The organism is Streptomyces sp. NPDC047022, assembly GCF_040644155.1.
Lineage (GTDB): Bacteria > Actinomycetota > Actinomycetes > Streptomycetales > Streptomycetaceae > Streptomyces.
Map to the genome: position 1 here is coordinate 1 of NZ_JBEYVV010000041.1, position 17,827 is coordinate 17,827.

Consider the following 17,827-nt stretch of genomic DNA (forward strand, 5'->3'; position numbering starts at 1 on the left):
ACCGGCCACGACACGCAGAGAGTTCATCCGCCCGCATACCCGCAGGGAAGCACCAGGCCACCGACCCTACAAGGCACCTGACAAAGCCCTACTAGAACGGCTCGCCACCGCGTGCCCGACCAGCCGCACAGCCCTGTCCAGGCCGCACGACACTGAGCGCTTCAGTTGGCGATCCCCGCCAGATGAAGCGCTCAGTCACATCCGATCACAGTGAAGGCGGCCGAGGCCGACCGCCGGTGTCACCGGCTGCGGATTCAGCGGCCGGCACCGGGCAGCTGTTCGGCTGCGCGCCGGTAGGCGTCGGCCGCGCGAGCGAAGTAGTCGAACAGGGCCTTTTGCTGGTCGGGGGTGTATCCGCGGAGGATCTCGGCGATCTCCTCGCGGGCGGGGGCCAGAGCCTCATCGAGCCCGGCCGGTTTGCCGATGGGCTCGACGATCACCTTGCGGCGGTCCAGCGGGTCGGCGGTACGGCGGACATAGCCGGCCTGTTCGAGCCTGTCGATCAGCCGGGTGGTGGGCCCGGTGGTCAGCCCGGTGCGGGCGCCGAGCTCGCCGGGGGTCATGGGCCCGTCCAGTTCGAGGGTGTTGAGCGCGTACAGGTCCGTCGCGCCGAGCCCGCAGGCCTTTGCGCCGGCATGGCCGTGCAGCATCACCGCGCTCAGATACCGCCGGTAGACGCGCGTCGCCTCCGCAGGCGTTGACATCCTGTCACCCACTCCCTAATCTCTTCTACAAGGAAGAGACTTCCTTAACGAAGAAAGCTCTCTCGGGAAGAGTTTAGAGGAAGGGCAATCCCATGGCCATCCATGACCTGGCGGACACCACCGCCACCGAGATCACCGCTGTTCTGCGCCGCAGCCAGGACGCCTGGAACCACGGCGACGGCGCCGCCTACGGCGCCTGCTTCACCCCCGACGCCACCGACGTCACCTTCGTCGGCACCGTCTACCGCGGCGCCGACGACATCGGCCGTGCCCACCAGGCACTCTTCGACAGCTTCCTCAAAGGCACCCGCCTCCACCTGGAAGTCATGGAGACCCGACTCCTCACCCCGGACACCGCCGTCGTCGTCACCCGCGGCGAGGTCGCCAAGAAGTCCCCCAAGCGCCTGGGCAAACGCGCCACCTACACCCTCGTCCGCGACGCGGGCGGCACCTGGCGCATCGCCGCCGTGCAGAAGACCAGGCACAACCGCCTCATGGAAGCGATCTCCTTCACGTTCCAGCCCCGAACGGCACCTGCCGGACAGCCGGTCCCGGTACGGCCTTGACCGCCCCCCGCACCAGCTCCGCCATCACGTCCGGTGGCAGCGAGGGGTTGGCGGCAGCCGCTTTCACCACTTGCCAGTCGTCATCGGCGAGCAGTTCGACGATGACCGGCGGCGGCAGGGCCGGGTGCCCCGCGACCCTGGGCCGTGCCTTCCGGTCCGCCAGGCAGGCGAGCAGCGCCGGGGCCGTCGCGTTGCGGTGCCGGGCGACCTCGCGGAACGCCTTGTGCGCCTTCGGCGCACGTCTCACGAGGTCCTCCAGCAGCGCCGAGGGCGCGTCCGGGTTGGCCGCCACCCTCGCGGCGACCTGGACCCCGTGCCGTTCGACCATGGTGCGCAGCGGAGTCTCCGAGAGACCCGGGTGCGGCGCGATGGACTTGACCACCTTGGCGTCCGGGTCGGCGGCCAGCGCGTCGCGGATCCCGGCCGACAGGTCGCGCCGCTCGGCCAGGAGCATCCGCACCGCCGGATGCGACGACGCCGCCAGTTCCTCGATCTCGGCGGGAGAAGCGGCGGCGATCCGCGGCAGCAGGGTCGGCCCGATCCTGACCGAGCCGGCCAGACCGGAGAGCACATCGAGCGGCACATGAGGGTTGTGCGCGAGTGTGCGCCGCACGTCCTGGCTGTCGTCGACGGCAAGCGTGCGCGACAGCGCGCCGTCGATCGCCGCGTTCCCTGCGAGGTCGGCCCGGACACCGGGCATCGGGTCACCGGCGAGCCGTCCCTGTATCTCCGGCGGCAGGTCCTGGCGGGCAGCGAGTGGCTGGCGCAACCACGCTGAGGGGTGGTCGGCGAACCGGATGACGGCTTCCGCGGGCGTGCTCGGGTTCCCGAGCGCCAGCGCCGTCATTTCGTGGACGGTGGACTCGTGGGATCCCTCGCAATAGGCGCCGGACCGCAGATCGCAGTCGAGCCGAGGACACTCCGGATCGTGCGTGAAGGGTGTCTCCTCGGCGTCGCAGACCAGGCACCGCTGTGCCGGAGGCAGGCCCTCGCCCGTGATCAGCATCGCCAGCACGTCCGGTGGCGTCGCCTCGTTCGCCGCCGCCGCGCGACGGACCTCGGCATGCGGATGCCGCGCGAGCCGGGCGGCCAGGTCCGCCGTCGTCCACAACGCGAGCTCCGCGACGACCCGCACATCCGGGTCGGCGGCGAGCGTCTCCACCACATCGGGGGGAAGTCCGGGGCACGCCGCCAGCGTCTCCCGGCGCCCGGCATCCGGATCCACGGCGAACAGCCGCGCCCACCGATGGTCACCGGACCCCTGGTCGAGCAAGGCGAGCGCGGCCTCCGGCTGCGCGACGGGGTCGACGTCGGCAGCGGTCAGCACTCCCTCGTACGCGAGCCGCACCGCGCTCTCCCCGATCCGCGACGCCAGGGCGAGGGCCTGCTCATGGCTGAGGTCAATGCGACGGGCAAGGCTCTCGGCGATGTCCGCGTCCGCGATCGCGATCAACTGGTCGGCCAGCTCGGGGAGAAGGGCCGTATTCTCGGCCAGCCCGCACAGTACATGGTTCACGGGAGGACATCCTGTCCGGACCATGGCCGAGCGGACGCTGAATTTCCACGTGGACGGGAGAGGCCGGCCGGCGGGAGAGACTGGGGGGAGGATGCGGGGGGTGCGGCCATGGGTCGTGCCGCGTCCTGGGCGATGTGGGGAGTCGAAGGGATACGGATGGGCGAGTTCTGGCCGGTGAAGGACGTGCTGGCCCATCTCGAGGGCCGATGGCGCGTCGAGCGCGCCGTGCGGGATCTCAAGAGCGGCGAGGAAGGCCGCTTCAGCGGGACGACCGTGTTCTCCCCCATCGAGGACGGCGGTGGCGGGCTGCTGCACGACGAGTCCGGCACATTCGTCTGGCGGGGCGTTGCCCGGCCCGCCGAACGGAAGCTGCGCTTCCTCCCCGGGACGCCGGCCGGCACCTCGGACGTTCGGTTCGCCGACGGCCGGCCCTTCCACGACCTCGATCTCAGGACCGGCCGCCATGTGGCCCGTCATCCGTGCTCCGCGGACCTCTACCGGGGCGAGTTCACGGTCCTCGACCAGGACCACTGGCGCACGGTCTGGCGAGTGGGAGGACCGGCGAAGGACCTGGTGCTGACCACCGACTACACCCGCGAGCCCGGGCCGTCAGGCGCTCAGGGGTGACGCGGCCTCCAGACGGAGGTTCCAGCGCCCGTGGTGACCGACGAGCGTGATCGTCGACAGTGGGCGGACATCGATGTTCCAGTAGGTCGACGGCTGCGCCTTCAGCGCATAGACCAGCGCGGCCCGCACCACCGACGGTTCCGCCACGGCGACGATGCGGCTGCCGTCGTCCACGGGCCGGGTGTCGAGCCAGCCGCCCACCCGGGAGATGAACGACATGAGCGGCTCTCCGCCGTGCGGGGCGGAGCGGGGGTCTGCGAGCCAGGCGTCCACGGCGGAGGGTTCCCGGGCCATCGCCTCGCCCAGGGTGAGCCCGCGCCAGCGGCCCATGTCGCAGTCCCGCAGCGCGAGCTGCACCAGGGGCGCGTAGCCGAGCGCGTCTCCGGTCGCCCGGCTGCGCGGGGTCGGTGAGCAGTAGCGCAGCTCGGCCGCCGCGAGCGGCACCAGGTCATGGGCGGCACGCTGCACCTCGTCCCAGCCCGCCTGGTCCAGCGGCCGGTTGTCCTGGAATCGCTCGGCGAGCAGCGCGGAACTGCGCGCGGCGGCAACGAACGTCACCCTAAGATGCATGCGGCGATCGTGCGGCGCCCGAGTGTGCAGGTCAAGAGCCGTTACGCAGCAACAGCAGCTCGTCACAGACCGTGCGCAGCCGCCGTACGCCCTCCGCGATCTCTCCCGCACCCGCGACCGCCGCGAAGCTCAGCCGCAGATGAGCCGCGGGGGGCTCGGCGCTGAAGTAGGGGCGTCCGGGCGTGAGGGCCACTCCGGCCAGCAGGGCGCCCGCGACGACGGCGGACTCGTCGGTTCCGTCGGGCAGGCGTACCCAGAGGTGGTACCCCCCGGACGGGATGTGCGGCAGGGCCAGACCGGGCAGGGTGAGACCGAGTGCGCCCGTCATCGTGTCGCGGCGCTGCTTCAACTCGGCGGCGACCGCCCGTAGATGGCGCGGCCAGGCGGGCGAGCCGACGAGTTCGAGCGCGGCTTCCTGCAGCGGGCGGGGCACGAAGAAGGTGTCGACGACATGGATTGCGCGCAGGCGTTCCAGGACCGGGCCGCGGGCGGCCAGGGCCCCGACCCGGAAGCTGGGCGAGGTTGCCTTGGTGAGCGAGCACACGTGCACCACCACGCCGTCGGGGTCCTGGGCGGCCAGGGGCGGGGGCAGCGTGCCGGAGTCCTCGTGCGCCAGCCGTCGTACGAAGTCGTCCTCGATCACGAACGCCCCGGCGGCGCGCGCGATGCGCAGCACCTCCTGGCGGCGCCCGGGAGCGAGTACGGCACCGGTCGGATTCTGGAACAGGGGCTGGCAGACGAACACCCGGGCGCCGCTCGCCCGGAACGCGTCGGCCAGCAGTGCCGGTTTCACCCCGTCCGCGTCCACCGGTACGGGCACGGGTCTGAGGCCCGCGGCGCGGGCGATGGCCAGCATGCCGGGATATGTGGGCGACTCGACCAGGACCGGGGCGCCGGGAGGCGCGAGGGCCCGCAGTGCGGTGGTGAGGGCGGACTGGCCGCCCGCGGTGATCAGCACATCGGCCGCGGTGATCGCGCCGCCGATGCCCCGCGCGAACCACTCGCGCAGCTCGGCGACCCCTTCGACGGGCGGACGCGCCCACACTCCGGGCCTGCGCCCGGCCCGTGACAGTGCCGCGCCCATCGCGCGCTCCGGTTGCAGCGAGGGGTGCAGATAACCGCCGTTGAACTCGACGACACCGGCGGGCGGCGCGGCCAGCGAGATCAGCACTCCGGAGGCGTCGACGCTGCGCGGCACCACTTCCGCGGACGCGTCCGCGCTGAGCGCGACCTCCTGCCAGGCCGTGTCCCCCGCGGCAGGGGACTCGGCGCGGGGCTGCGCCCTGAACGCCCCGGCTCCCGGCCGCGTCACCACGAGGCCCTCGGCGGCCAGCTGCCCCAGCGCGCGGGACACGGTCACGGGGCTCACCCGGAATCGTTCGACAAGCGTGCGGCTGGAGGGCAGTTTCTCGCCTGGAGAGTAGCGATTCAGCTCCGAACGGAGACGTTCCGCCAGTTCACCGACACTGCTACGCTCTTGCATGAAGACACAGGATAGCGCTACTGCTGATACGGCAATAGCGGTTGACCCGGAAACCGCGGCTCCGTCACGGCGGGGCGGCACCCTGCTGGCCGCCCTCGGGGTCGTCGCCTTCTCGCTGACGTTTCCCGCCACCGCCTGGGGGCTCGAGGGTTTCGGCCCCTGGTCCCTCGTGGCGGTGCGCAGCGTGCTCGCCGCCTTCATCGCCGGCGGCTGTCTGCTCGCACTGCGCGTCACTCCGCCCGCGAAGGAGCAGTGGGCGGGGCTCGCCGTCGTCGCGGCCGGGGTCGTGCTCGGCTTCCCGCTGCTGAGCACGCTCGCCCTGGGGACCTCGACCACCGCGCACGCCGCCGTCGTCGTCGGGCTCCTGCCGCTGACCACCGCCCTGTTCTCGGCGCTGCGCGAGGGCACCCGGCCATCTCGGACCTTCTGGCTGGCCGCGGCCGCCGGCGCCGCCGCGGTGATCACGTTCACCGTGCGGCAGAGCGGCGGTGCGCTGACCGGCGCGGACGCCTATCTCTTCGGTGCCCTCCTGATCTGCGCCGCCGGCTACACCGAGGGTGGCCGGCTCGCCCGTGTCATGCCCGGCTGGCAGGTCATCGGCTGGGCACTGGTGCTGTGCCTGCCTCTCACCCTGCCGGGCGCACTGGCCGCGCTGTCCTGCGAGCCCGTCCGTCCGACCGTGCACGCGGTGATCGGGCTGCTGTGGGTGGCGGCCGGATCGCAGTTTCTCGGACTGTTCGTCTGGTACCGGGGCATGGCCGCCATCGGAATACCGAGGGCCAGCCAGTTGCAGCTGGCACAGCCGCTGCTCACACTGGTGTGGTCGGTACTGCTCCTCGGCGAGCACCTCACCCTGGCCGCACCGCTCACGGCCGCCGCGGTTCTGGTCTGCATCGCGGTCACGCAGCGGACGCGCGGCTGAACCGGGCGGGGCGCGGAGGGGGTGGACCGGCGCCACGGACCGATACTCCCGCGTGTGACGAGGAGGCCCGACAGATGCGTGCAACTGTGGGCGACAAGCTGGTGCAGCACGGCAGGACCGTCGGACAGCACGACAAGATCGGCGAGATCGTGGAAGTGATGGGCACGAACGGGACGCCCCCGTATCGGGTGCGCTTCCAGGACGGGCACGAAGGTGTGTGCTCGCCGGGGCCCGACACCGAGATCCGTCATAAGGACATCGGTCAGCCGATCGGAGGGTAGCGCTCCGCGCGGGTTGCTGTGCGTTGGTGCGTGCGGGCGCGATGCGGGGTTCTGCGCAGTTCCCCGCGCCCCTGTCGGGAGCGCTCCGCGCGGGTTGTGGTGCGTTGCCGGGTGGCGGTGCGTCGTGGTTTCTCGCGCAGTCCCCCGCGCCCCTTGTCGGGGGGCCTTCGCGCGCCGTTCCTAGAGCGGTGCCGGGGCCGGGTGGGTGTAGTGGTCGGCCAGGACTCGGGCCATGGCTCCGATCCGGTCGGTGGCGACGTCCTTGGCGGCGAAGAAGACGTGGCCCCCCACCTGTGGGTAGCGTTTGGCCAGGGTCAGGTGCTGGGAGAGTTCCGCCGGGTTCCGCCAGGCGGCGGGCTGCGTGCGGTCGCCGGCCTTGTACAGCGCCTCCCCTACGTACAGGCGCACACGCGTGCCCTGGGCGACCTGCGCCCACCAGCGGACGAGTTCCGCGTAGTCGGCCGGGGCGAAGCCGATGTTCCAGTAGAGCTGCGGGCAGATGTAGTCCAGCCAGCCGGACTTCACCCAGGTTCTGGTGTCCGCGTACAGATCGTCGTAGCTCTGCAGGGCGTGCGTGGCCGAGCCGTGCGCGTCGGTCGCGACGTTGCGCCACACCCCGAAGGGGCTGATCCCGAAGCGGGCCGTGGGCCTGGTCTGCCGGACACGGGCCGCGCTCTCCTGCACCAGGAGGTTGATGTTGTTGCGGCGCCAGGCCGCACGGTTCGCGAAGCCCTTGCCGTAGGCCGCGTACGCCGCGCTGTCGTCGAAGGTCTGGCCCGCGACGGGATACGGATAGAAGTAGTCGTCGAAGTGGACGCCGTCGACGGGGTAGCGGGCCACGGCGTCGAGGATCGCGTTCTCGACGAAGGCGCGCACCTCGGGCAGTCCGGGGTTGTAGAAGAGCTTCCCGTCATAGGCCACGACCCAGTCGGGGTGTTTGCGGGCGGGGTGCGAGGCGGCGAGCCTCGAGAGGTCCGTGTGGCCGGCCACACGGTAGGGATTGAACCAGGCGTGCAGCTGCAGGCCCCGCGCGTGCGCCTCCTGGACCGCCGTGCCCAGCGGGTCCCAGCCGGGGTTCTTGCCCTGGGTCCCGGTGAGGTACTCGGACCACGGCTCGTAGGGCGAGGGCCACAGCGCGTCGGCGCAGGGGCGCACCTGGAAGAAGACCGCGTTCAGTCCGTGCCTCACCGCCGTGTCGAACTGCTGGAGCAACTGGGCGCGCTGCACGGCGGGGGCCAGACCCGGGCGTGAGGGCCAGTCACGGTTGAGCACGGTGGCGAGCCACATTCCGCGCATCTCGGCGGTGGGGGCGCCGCCGTGCCGCGGGGCGGCTTCCGCACCTGCGGTGAGAGCCGACATCGCCGACAATGCGGCCAGCGTGAACGCCCGACGCGACAAACGGTTCATCACTTCACACCCTCGTACCCTGCGGATCCGCGCCGTCACGGTCCGTCTCCGCGCCTCAGCATCCTCCCACCCGGACGATCGATCATCGATACTTGGGAGTAACGTGCACGAACGGAGCAGGCGACCGGTACCCGAACGGACCTGCCACAGCCGTACAACAGCGAAAGGGACGATGTGACCGACATCGAACGCGTCGGAGTGGTCGGCTGCGGCCAGATGGGAGCGGGCATCGCCGAGGTGTGCGCCCGTGCCGGACTGGACGTCAAGGTCGCCGAGACCACCGGCGAGGCCCTGGAGATCGGCCGGACCCGCCTGTTCAGCTCCCTCACCAAGGCCGCCGAACGCGGCAAGATCACCGAGGAGGAGCGGGATTCGACGCAGTCCCGCCTCACCTTCACCACCGACCTCGGCGAGTTCGCCGACCGCGATCTCGTGATCGAGGCGGTCGTCGAGAACGAGCAGGTGAAGACGGAGATCTTCCAGGTGCTCGACCAGGTGGTGACCCGCCCGGACGCCATCCTCGCCTCCAACACCTCCTCGATCCCGCTGGTGAAGCTCGCGGTCGCCACCTCGCGGCCCGACCACGTGGTGGGTATCCACTTCTTCAACCCGGCGCCGGTGCAGAAGCTGGTCGAGCTGATCCCCGCGCTGACCACCTCCGAGGGCACCCTCGGCCGGGCCCAGCTGTTCGCCGAGAAGATCCTCGGCAAGCACGCGGTCCGCGCACAGGACCGCTCCGGCTTCGTGGTCAACGCGCTGCTCGTGCCCTATCTGCTCTCCGCCATCCGCATGTTCGAGTCGGGCATCGCGGGCCGCGAGGACATCGACAACGGCATGGAGCTGGGCTGCGCCCACCCGATGGGCCCGCTGAAGCTCGCCGACCTGATCGGCCTGGACACCATCGTCTCCATCGCCAATTCGATGTACGAGGAGTACAAGGAGCCCCTGTACGCCGCTCCCCCGCTGCTCCAGCGCATGGTCGAGGCGGGCCGGCTCGGCCGGAAGACCGGCTCCGGCTTCTACACCTACGGCTGACCGGCCCGGACGCCTACCGGCATCCCGGCATACCGGCTACCCGTACAGCACTGAGGGCCATCGTCCATGATCCGGGCGATGGCCCTCGGCATAGCTGGCCCGGCAGTCCGACAGCAGGCGAGCGGCGAAAAATACTCGACGTCCGAACAGACGGCGCTGCCGCGTTGCCCGTGCCGCGAAGCGAAGTTCAGGGTTACTTCTCTCTGAAGACGAGGCGGGCGACCGCGACGCCCGCCTCCGCGACTGGTGCGGACCGCGACCAAGCAGGACCCCGACCGGGTGGCGCGCTTCGTCCCGTATCTGCGGGGCGAGATGAACTGCGGGCGCCCAGGGCGCGGGCCCGGCACCCCGGTGTGGTGCCGGGCCCGCGCCGTTCACACACCGTGTGCGCCCCGGACCCGCATATGCCGCTCGCACACGCTCCCCACGCGCCCACCAGGCGAGTTGACTCCTGCTGCACAGGCAAGGGATGTGATGTGACGACTACGGAAAGGAGCGGACCGTGACCGCCGACCCCGAGCATCCCGTGGTCCATGGAGAAGTCGCAGAGTTACGCCGCCGTCTCGATGTGGCACACGCCCGCGTCGAGGGCGGCCTGGCCCTGCTCAGTCATCGAGCCGAGCAGACCGCCAAGGACGTGGACGACCTGAGCGTGAGGGTGGTCGCTCTGGAGCACACGCGCTGGCCCCTGCCCGCGGTCGCCGCGCTGACCGCCGTGGGCGCGCTCGTCGTGGCGATCTGGCAGGCCCTGGGGCGTTGAGGGTCTCCTCGCGCCAGGGCGGCGGCGAGGGTTCAGGGCAATGTGTCCTGCCCGAGCCTGAGGTGGTGCAGCAGGAGTAATGCGGCTGCCATGTTGGCGGCCGGGACCTCTCCACGGGCGACCATGTCGGGGACGAGCTTGAGGGGGACCCATTCCCGGCGGTCCGACTCGAAGTCGTCCACGGGATGCCCGACGTACTCGGCCTCGTCGGCCCAGTAGATGTGGTGCCGGGCGTCGGTGAGTCCATTGGAGGGCTCGACGCTCATGAGATGGCGCAAGGGTCCCGGCCGCCAACCGGTCTCCTCCTCGAGTTCGCGGGCCGCCGCGACGACGATGTCCTCGCCGTCCTCCACGACGCCCGCCGCGAGTTCCCACCCCCAGCTGTCCGTGATGAAGCGGTGCCGCCACAGCAGCAGTACCTCGCCCGCCTCGTTCACCACGGTGGCCACGGCGACGGGCCGCAGCCTTATGAGGAAGTGGTCGAGATGCCGGCCGTCCGGCAGCTCGACATCAGCCAGATTGACGCTGAACCAGCGGTTCGCATACACAGTTTGTTCGTTCTGTTTCGTCCACTGCACGGTTCTGCCACCTTCCGCCGAGTAAGGGGCAATATCGCAGCAGGAGCGCACACTCAGCAGACTCACGGCGGCGCACGCCCTGCGCGACGGCGGGCGCGGTGGGCCGCGTTTCGCGGACGCGGCGGCCGTACGGCGTGGTGGGACCGGGTCACAGCGGGACGCGCAGTGCCCCGTCGATGAGTTCGGCCGCCTCCGCCGCCCCGGCGCAGCCGTTGCGCACCAGGTGCTCACGCACGGTCCGCAGTCTGTCCCGCAGGCGCATGGACTCCATTCCCCGCGCCTGCTCCGCCATCTCCACCGCGGTGGCCACCGCCTTGTCGGCGTTGCCCTGGCGCAGCTCGATCTGGCTGAGTATCGCGAGCCGGTGCACCCGGCCGCGGTCATGGGCGGGCGTGCCGACGGCGGCCTCGGCGTGCTCCCCCGCCGCGATCAGGTCGCCGAGGCTCAGCAGCGCCTCGGCGACCTGCACATTGACCAGTCCCGGCTGGACATATCCGGTCTCGTCCGGCTCGTATCCGCGCCGGATGTGCTCGGCGGCCGACTCGGCACGCCGGATGCAGGACAGCGCGCTCGTGGCATCGCCGAGGTGCGCGTACGCCTTGGCCTGCATCGCGTAGAGGTCGGAGGCGAGCGCCGGGGTGATCTGCCTGCCCGCTGCGCGCAGCGCGGCCTCGGCGAAGGCGACGGCCTGCCGGTACTCCTTCATGAACAGCGACTGGTTGACCAGCAGGGCTATCACATAGGCGCCGAGCCCGCGGTCCCCGCTGGCCTTGGCCAGGCGCAGGGCCTGGTGGAAGTAGCGCTGGGCGAGGCCATGGGCGTCCGAGTCATAGGCGCAGATTCCGGCGATGGCCACCAAGCCGCCGGTGGCGCGGTGCAGTTGGCGGCCCATGGCGTCGGTGTAGCTGCCGCGCAGCAGGGGCGCCGTCTCCGCGCTGAGGAAGCCGACGACGCGGCTGCGGGTCGCGATGCCGCCCGCCTTGCGGTACATCTGCTCGTAATGGGCGCGGGCCGCACGCAGCATGTCGATGTCGGCGGGGGTGACCCGGTGCCGGCCGCCGCGTGAGACGTCAACGTCCTCGGGCGGGTTCTCCCACTCCCACACGGGCATCACGGCGGGTGTGCCCGTGACGGCGGGAGCACCGAGGACGTGCGGGCGCTGCTGCTCGTCGGAGCGCCACAGGGCGGTGGCCCGTTCGACGAAACCGGACAGGCTGGAGCCGTGCGGGGCGGCCGGTTCGCCGGGTACGCCGAGGCCGATGTCGTCCAGGGTCACCGGCCGGCGCAGCCGTGCGGAGAGCACCTCGCAGATCAGGTCGGGCACCTGGCCGCGCGGGCGCTGGCCCTTCAACCACCGGGCCACCGCGGTGTGTTCATACCTGAGTGCGAGACCTCGCGCCCGGCCCGCCTGGTTGACGTGCGCGGCGAGTCCCGCGTGGGAGACACCCGCCTCGTCGAGGATCGCGTCGAGCAGTGTGTTGGGCTGCATGAGTGCCCTCCCCGTGGCCGCTGCCGCAAGGTTAGTGCGTGCTGGTTCACACGGGGTGTGAACGGAGTACGCGCATCCGGGCTGTGCGTGCGCTGTCGCGGTGGGTTTCCGGCCGGTTGACTGAAACCCCTCGCAAGAGGCCGGCGCGGGCCGCCGGCTCCCCCTCGAACAGTGCGGCGGCCCGATCCGCGCCGTCCGCCCGGCCGCCTGCCCGACACTCCGCGGCAGGGCGGACGGCGGCACACTCCCGCTGACGCCGCGTTGTGACCCGCGGGGCGTTGTAAAAGATCGCACGGTCCTCAGTCGCCGACGCCGAGCGGATCGCGCTCGGCCGCGGTGACGTCGTCGTGGTCGGTGGAACGGGTGAGGCCGGCGAAGGCGGCGTCACGCGCGGCCAGTGCCGCGGCCGAGGCACCTGCGACGTTCAGGGCGTCCGAGCCGAGCAGCAGCCGGACCGGGGGCTCGTCCATGGCGGCCACCGCGCGGATGGCCCGGGCGACCTTGACGGGATCCCCGGCCGAACGGTCGTTGCCGGGTTCCAGGAACTTCGCGACCATGCCGACGGTCGGCTCGTACGCCGCGGAGACCGGCGGGACGGCCATCGACGCCCCGGCCCACTGGGTCCGCATCCCGCCGGGTTCGACGGCGGTCACCTTGATCCCGAGCGGTGCGACCTCCTGGGCCAGCACCTCGCTGAAGCCGCTCACCGCCCACTTGGCCGTCTGGTAGGCGCCGAGCCCGGCGGTCGCCGTCCGCGCGCCCACCGACGACACGGTGATGACATGCCCGCTGCCCTGCTCGCGCAGAACGGGCAGCGCCGCCCGGGTCACGTTGACGACACCGAACAGGTTGGTGTCGATCTGGCGGCGGAACTCCTCCTCCGTCGTGTCCTCGATGGAGGCGAGGGTCGCGTACCCGGCGTTGTTCACCACCACGTCCAGCCGCCCGAACACCTCGACGGCCGCCGTGACGGCCTGCCGGGCTCCCGCCGCGTCGGTGACATCGAGCCGCACCGGGACGACGGCATCCCCGAAGCCCCCGACCAGGTCATCGAGCTGCCGCACGTCCCGCGCGGTGGCGACCACCCGGTCCCCGGCCTCCAGCGCCGCCCGGGCGATCTCCCGCCCGAGCCCCCGGCCGCTTCCGGTGACCAGCCACACGGTGTCGTTCATGTCCATCTCTCCTTCCGAGCGCGAACCGACGACTAAAAGACCGCCGGTCTGTACGCTTCGAAGGTAACAGACCGACGGTCTGCCAACAAGAGACCGCGGGTCTGTAAGATCGGGGGATGACGACGTCACCGTTCCAGCGCGCCCACAGCGAGGAGCAGCGCGCGCTGCGCCGCAAGACGATCCTGGACACGGCCGCCGCGATGCTGACCGACACGCCCGTGAGCCGGGTCACCCTCAACGAGCTGAGCCGCCGCGTGGGCCTGGCCAAGTCCAACGTCCTGCGTTACTTCGAATCCCGCGAGGACGTCCTCCTCCATCTGCTCGCCGAAGCCTTCGACGCCTGGCTCGCCGCCCTCACCCCTCAGCTACGGGACTGGCCGGACGGCCTCCCGCTCACCGAGCGCACCGCCCGCCTCGCGGAAGCGCTGGCCCAGTCGCTGGCGGCCAGGCCGGTGCTGTGCGATCTGATCGCCAGTCAGGCGGCGGTCCTGGAGCACAACGTCTCGCCGGACATCGCCGCCCGCTTCAAGCGCGCGGCCGTCGCCGACGTGGGAGTACTGGCGGGTCTGGTCCGCGCGTGCGTCCCCGAACTCGACGAGCCCGGTTCCTGGCAGTTCGCCGGCACCGCCGTGATGCTGACCGGCGCCATCTGGACCCACTCGCGTCCGTCCGAGGCGATGCTCAGCGCCTACGCCGCCGATCCAGAACTCGCCTCTCTGCGCCTGGACTTCACCATGGCGCTCCGCGACACGCTGCGTACCCTGCTCACCGGCCACCTGGCCCAAGCCCGGTCCGGCGATGGATGAAGCAACCGGTATCGCGTCAGTTCCACATCCGGCCGACGCGGGGCATGAACCGGGCTCAGGCATGAACATCCGAACGACCCGGTGTCGGTATACGGCTCGGCCGCGTGGCAGCGGGCTCGGCCGACAGTGGCGCGGGGCGCGGGCGGCACGCACGCGGCTTCGCCGCGCGTTCGCACCATCCCGCGCCCCGCAAGTACGGCGCCTGTCGCGGCACCAGGGCCTCTCGTTTGGATCAGACCGGGCTCGGGGGTCTGGCCTGATCCAAACGAAAGACCCTAGCTGCGCAGTGTCGCCCCCGTGCGCTCGGCGGCCAGCGCCACCGCCGCGTCCCGTGCCGCCGAGGCCTCCTCGACGGTCAGCGTGCGATCCTCCGCACGGAAGCGCAGCGCGTACGCCAGCGACTTCCTGCCCTCGCCCAGCTGCTCGCTCTCGTAGATGTCGAACAGCCGGATCGACTCCAGCAGTTCCCCGGCGCCCTCGCGCAGCGCGGCCTCGACGGCGGCGTGCGGCACGGACCGGTCCACCACGAGCGCGACGTCCTGGGTCGCGACCGGGAAGGCGGAGATGCGGGGGCCCTTCACCGGCCCGGTACCCGCCCGCTCCAGCACGTCCAGGTTCAGCTCCATCGCGCAGGTCCGGGCGGGCAGACCCAGGGTCTTCAGCACACCGGGGTGCAGCTCGCCCGCGTACCCGACGATCTGCTCGGTGCCGTCGGCCACCACGGCCAGTTCGGCGCAGCGGCCGGGGTGCCAGGGACCGTACTGCCCCTTGCGCACGACGAGTTCGGCCCCGGCCTCGCGGGCGATGATCCGCGCGGCCTCGATGGCGTCCGCCCAGTCGGACGGGCGGCCCTTGCCCCACCAGCCGACCTGCTCGCGGGCGCCCGTGAGGACGACCGCGGCGTGCCGCGGCTGCTCGGGCAGCGCGGCGGTGAGCGAGGCGATCTCCTCGTCGGTCGGGCGGAGGTCGACGCGCAGGCGCTCGGCGGCACGCCGCTCCGCGCGCGGGTGGAAGACCAGCCCGGTCTCGAACAGCGCCAGGTCGTGCGAACCGCGCCCGTCGTTGCGGCGCAGCGCGCCGAGCAGGCCCGGCAGCAGCGTCGTGCGGAGGGCGGGCTCCTCGTCGGAGAGCGGGTTGAGCAGCTTGACGACCGTGCGGTTCGGGTCGTCGGCGGCCAGGCCGAGCTGGTCGAAGATCTGCTCGCCGATGAACGGGTAGTTGGGCGCCTCGACATAGCCCGCGCCCGCCAGCGCGCGGCCGACGCGGCGGTGCAGCCGCTGCCGCTCGGTCAGGCCGCGGCCCGCCGGAGGCTTCGGCAGCGTGGAGGGCAGGTTCTCGTAGCCCTCCAGGCGGATGACCTCTTCGGCCAGGTCGTTCGGGTCGGTGAGGTCGGGCCGCCAGGACGGGACGGTGACGATCAGCTCGTCCTGCCCGTAGACGTCGCAGCCGACCTCCTGGAGGCGGCGTACGACGGTCTCACGGCCGTAGTGGACGCCCGCGACCTTGTCCGGGTGGTCGGCCGGGATGCTGATGGTGCGCGGCGCGGTGGGCGCGATGACCTCGGTGACACCGGGGTCGGCGGTGCCGCCCGCGAGAAGGACCAGCAGGTCGACCGTGCGCTGGGCGGCGGCGGGGGCCGCCAGCGGGTCGACGCCGCGCTCGAAGCGCCGGGACGCCTCGGAGGACAGCTTGTGCCTGCGGGCCGTGCGCGCGATGGAGATCGCGTCGAAGTGGGCGGCCTCGATGACGACGTCCGTGGTGCCGCCGGTCTCGTGCTCGTGGTCGGCGATCTCCGTGTTCGCGCCGCCCATGACACCGGCGAGGCCGATGGGGCCCCGGTCGTCCGTGATGAGCAGGTCCTCGGGGTCGAGGGTGCGCGTGACGCCGTCGAGGGTGGTGAGCTTCTCGCCCTGCTCGGCGCGGCGGACGCCGATCGCGCCCTGGATGCTGGCGCGGTCGTAGGCGTGCAGGGGCTGGCCCAGTTCGAGCATCACGTAGTTGGTGATGTCGACGGTCAGCGAGACCGGGCGCATGCCCGCCTTCTGCAGTCGGCGCTGCATCCAGATCGGTGAGCGGACCTCGGGGTCGATCCCGGTCACCGTGCGCGCGGTGAAGCGGTCGCAGCCGCGCGGCTCGGAGATCTGCACCGGGTAGCCGGAGGCGTTCGGCGCCGGGACGTCGATCAGCGCCGGGTCGCGCAGCGGCAGACCGTAGGCGATGCCCGCCTCGCGGGCGATGCCGCGCAGGGACAGCGCGTAGCCGCGGTCGGGGGTGACGGCGATGTCGAGCACCTCGTCGACCAGTTCGAGCAGCTTGATCGCGTCGGCGCCGACCTCGGTCTCCGGCGGCAGGACGATGATGCCCTTGGTGCCGTCGTCGCCCATGCCCAGCTCGTCGGTGGAGCAGATCATGCCGTGCGAGGTCTTGCCGTAGGTCTTGCGCGCGGCGATCGCGAAGCCGCCGGGCAGCTCGGCGCCCGGCAGGACCACGACGACCTTGTCGCCCACGGCGAAGTTACGGGCTCCGCAGACGATCTCCTGCGGCTCGCCGGTGCCGTTGGCCTGGCCGACGTCGACCGTGCAGAACCGGATCGGCTTCTTGAAGCCCTCCAGCTCCTCGATGGTGAGCACCTGGCCGACGACCAGGGGCCCCTTGAGGTCGGCACCGAGCTGTTCGACGGTCTCGACCTCGAGACCGACCGCGATGAGCTTGGCCTGGACGTCGCGCCCGGTCTCCGTCGCCGGCAGGTCGACGTACTCCCGCAGCCAAGAAAGCGGGACCCGCATCAGATCTCCATCCCGAACGGCCGGGTGAACCGGACGTCACCCTCGACCATGTCTCGCATGTCCTCGACGTTGTGGCGGAACATCAGCATCCGCTCGATGCCGAACCCGAAGGCGAATCCGCTGTACTTATGGGGATCGACACCACAGGCGACCAGGACCCGCGGGTTGACCATGCCGCAGCCGCCGAGCTCGATCCAGCCCTCGCTCGAGCAGGTGCGGCACGGGCGGTCCGGGTTGCCGACCGATGCGCCCTTGCAGACGTAGCAGAGCATGTCCATCTCGGCGGACGGCTCGGTGAAGGGGAAGTAGTTCGGCCGCAGCCGGGTCTTCATGTCCGCGCCGAACAGCGACTGGACCATGTGGTCCATCGTGCCCTTGAGGTCGGCCATCGTCAGGCCCTCGTCGACGGCCAGCAGCTCGATCTGGTGGAAGACCGGGGTGTGCGTCGCGTCCAGCTCGTCGGTGCGGTAGACCCGGCCGGGGCAGACGATGTAGACGGGGGGCTCACGGTCGAGCAGGGAGCGGGCCTGCACCGGCGAGGTGTGCGTGCGCAGCACGACACCGGACTCGCCGTGGGCGGCCTTGGGGCCGTCGACGAAGAACGTGTCCTGCATCTGCCGGGCCGGGTGGTCCGGGGTGAAGTTCAGGGCGTCGAAGTTGAACCACTCCGCCTCCACCTCGGGGCCCTCGGCGACCTCGTAGCCCATGGACACGAAGACGTCCGCGACCCGCTCCATGAACGTGGTCAGCGGGTGCCGGGCGCCGGCGGTCACGCGGTCGTAGGGCAGCGTGACGTCGACCGACTCCTCGACCAGCACGCGGGCGTCGCGCTCGGCCTCCAGCTCGGCCTGGCGCGCGGCGAGCGCCTTGTTGACGGCTCCGCGGGCCATGCCGACGCGCTTGCCGGCGTCGGCCTTCGCGTGCGGGGGCAGCGCGCCGATCTCGCGGTTGGCGAGGGCCAGCGGCGAGGCGGGGCCGGTGTGGGCGACCTTGGCCTCGTGGAGCGCGTCGAGGGAGTCCGCGGCGGCGAAGGCGGCGAGCGCCTCGTCCCGCATGCGCTCGATCTCTTCCGGTTTCAAGGCCTCGACCTCGACAGGGTCGTACGACTTATTGGGTGCCGACATC

General features: G+C 71.5%; 17 protein-coding genes. 7 read left to right on the forward strand and 10 right to left on the reverse strand.

Annotated elements, in window-relative coordinates; genetic code table 11:
- Positions 1–254: 254 nt before the first annotated feature.
- Positions 255–704, reverse strand: a complete 450-nt coding sequence (locus tag ABZ845_RS28510) for a MarR family transcriptional regulator (RefSeq protein ID WP_360985130.1) — start codon at positions 702–704, stop codon at positions 255–257.
- A 92-nt stretch (positions 705–796) separates the two neighbouring features.
- Here ABZ845_RS28510 and ABZ845_RS28515 point away from each other — a divergent pair, with 92 nt between their 5' ends.
- Positions 797–1,270, forward strand: a complete 474-nt coding sequence (locus ABZ845_RS28515) for an SgcJ/EcaC family oxidoreductase (RefSeq protein WP_360985133.1) — start codon at positions 797–799, stop codon at positions 1,268–1,270.
- On the opposite strand, the gene ABZ845_RS28520 is transcribed toward ABZ845_RS28515, so the two are convergent.
- A complete protein-coding gene (locus ABZ845_RS28520; RefSeq protein ID WP_360985136.1) occupies positions 1,215–2,786 on the reverse strand; it encodes a hypothetical protein in 1,572 nt (523 codons plus the stop codon). The two genes, ABZ845_RS28515 and ABZ845_RS28520, sit on opposite strands and share 56 nt — an antisense overlap.
- A 156-nt stretch (positions 2,787–2,942) precedes the next feature.
- On the opposite strand from ABZ845_RS28520, the gene ABZ845_RS28525 reads away from it, so the two are divergent.
- Positions 2,943–3,413: a DUF6314 family protein gene (locus ABZ845_RS28525; protein WP_360985252.1), complete on the forward strand. Its 471-nt coding sequence runs from the start codon at positions 2,943–2,945 to the stop codon at positions 3,411–3,413.
- On the opposite strand, the gene ABZ845_RS28530 is transcribed toward ABZ845_RS28525, so the two are convergent.
- Positions 3,396–3,983: a histidine phosphatase family protein gene (locus tag ABZ845_RS28530; RefSeq protein ID WP_360985139.1), complete on the reverse strand. Its 588-nt coding sequence runs from the start codon at positions 3,981–3,983 to the stop codon at positions 3,396–3,398. The genes ABZ845_RS28525 and ABZ845_RS28530 overlap by 18 nt on opposite strands.
- Positions 3,984–4,014: 31 nt before the next feature.
- Positions 4,015–5,466, reverse strand: coding sequence for a PLP-dependent aminotransferase family protein (locus ABZ845_RS28535; RefSeq protein WP_360985142.1), 1,452 nt, complete (start codon positions 5,464–5,466; stop codon positions 4,015–4,017).
- Here ABZ845_RS28535 and ABZ845_RS28540 point away from each other — a divergent pair.
- Together ABZ845_RS28540 and ABZ845_RS28545 are read left to right on the forward strand one after the other, a co-directional pair.
- A complete protein-coding gene (locus ABZ845_RS28540; protein ID WP_360985145.1) occupies positions 5,465–6,388 on the forward strand; it encodes a DMT family transporter in 924 nt (307 codons plus the stop codon). The genes ABZ845_RS28535 and ABZ845_RS28540 overlap by 2 nt on opposite strands.
- Positions 6,389–6,462: 74 nt before the next feature.
- On the forward strand, positions 6,463–6,669 hold the full coding sequence (locus ABZ845_RS28545; RefSeq protein ID WP_360985148.1) for a DUF1918 domain-containing protein: 207 nt from the start codon (positions 6,463–6,465) through the stop codon (positions 6,667–6,669).
- Between the two features lie 180 nt (positions 6,670–6,849).
- Here ABZ845_RS28545 and ABZ845_RS28550 read toward each other — a convergent pair whose 3' ends face one another.
- Positions 6,850–8,076, reverse strand: coding sequence for a family 10 glycosylhydrolase (locus tag ABZ845_RS28550; RefSeq protein WP_360985151.1), 1,227 nt, complete (start codon positions 8,074–8,076; stop codon positions 6,850–6,852).
- A 174-nt stretch (positions 8,077–8,250) separates the two neighbouring features.
- On the opposite strand from ABZ845_RS28550, the gene ABZ845_RS28555 reads away from it, so the two are divergent.
- Together ABZ845_RS28555 and ABZ845_RS28560 are read left to right on the forward strand one after the other, a co-directional pair.
- Entirely contained in the window at positions 8,251–9,111 is an 861-nt protein-coding gene (locus ABZ845_RS28555) for a 3-hydroxybutyryl-CoA dehydrogenase (RefSeq protein WP_360985154.1), read from the forward strand.
- A gap of 502 nt (positions 9,112–9,613) precedes the next feature.
- Positions 9,614–9,871, forward strand: coding sequence for a hypothetical protein (locus ABZ845_RS28560; RefSeq protein WP_360985157.1), 258 nt, complete (start codon positions 9,614–9,616; stop codon positions 9,869–9,871).
- A 32-nt stretch (positions 9,872–9,903) separates the two neighbouring features.
- Here ABZ845_RS28560 and ABZ845_RS28565 read toward each other — a convergent pair whose 3' ends face one another.
- The 3 genes from ABZ845_RS28565 to ABZ845_RS28575 all read right to left on the reverse strand — a co-directional run bounded on the left by ABZ845_RS28565 (position 9,904) and on the right by ABZ845_RS28575 (position 13,110).
- Positions 9,904–10,449: an NUDIX hydrolase gene (locus tag ABZ845_RS28565; RefSeq protein WP_360985160.1), complete on the reverse strand. Its 546-nt coding sequence runs from the start codon at positions 10,447–10,449 to the stop codon at positions 9,904–9,906.
- A gap of 148 nt (positions 10,450–10,597) precedes the next feature.
- On the reverse strand, positions 10,598–11,938 hold the full coding sequence (locus ABZ845_RS28570; protein ID WP_360985163.1) for a transcriptional regulator: 1,341 nt from the start codon (positions 11,936–11,938) through the stop codon (positions 10,598–10,600).
- A 299-nt stretch (positions 11,939–12,237) separates the two neighbouring features.
- Positions 12,238–13,110, reverse strand: a complete 873-nt coding sequence (locus ABZ845_RS28575) for an SDR family NAD(P)-dependent oxidoreductase (protein ID WP_360985166.1) — start codon at positions 13,108–13,110, stop codon at positions 12,238–12,240.
- A 116-nt stretch (positions 13,111–13,226) separates the two neighbouring features.
- Between ABZ845_RS28575 and ABZ845_RS28580 the strand changes: the two genes are divergently transcribed.
- Entirely contained in the window at positions 13,227–13,916 is a 690-nt protein-coding gene (locus ABZ845_RS28580) for a TetR family transcriptional regulator (RefSeq protein WP_360985169.1), read from the forward strand.
- A 275-nt stretch (positions 13,917–14,191) separates the two neighbouring features.
- On the opposite strand, the gene pheT is transcribed toward ABZ845_RS28580, so the two are convergent.
- Together pheT and pheS are read right to left on the reverse strand one after the other, a co-directional pair.
- Positions 14,192–16,702 carry a phenylalanine--tRNA ligase subunit beta gene (gene pheT / locus ABZ845_RS28585; protein WP_360985172.1) on the reverse strand — a complete coding sequence of 837 codons (2,511 nt, stop codon included), beginning with the start codon at positions 16,700–16,702 and terminating at the stop codon, positions 14,192–14,194.
- Complete coding sequence (gene pheS, locus ABZ845_RS28590) at positions 16,702–17,826, reverse strand: phenylalanine--tRNA ligase subunit alpha (protein ID WP_360985175.1); 1,125 nt, start codon at positions 17,824–17,826, stop codon at positions 16,702–16,704. Before pheS ends, pheT begins: the two co-directional genes overlap by 1 nt.
- Between the last annotated feature and the right edge of the window lies 1 nt (position 17,827).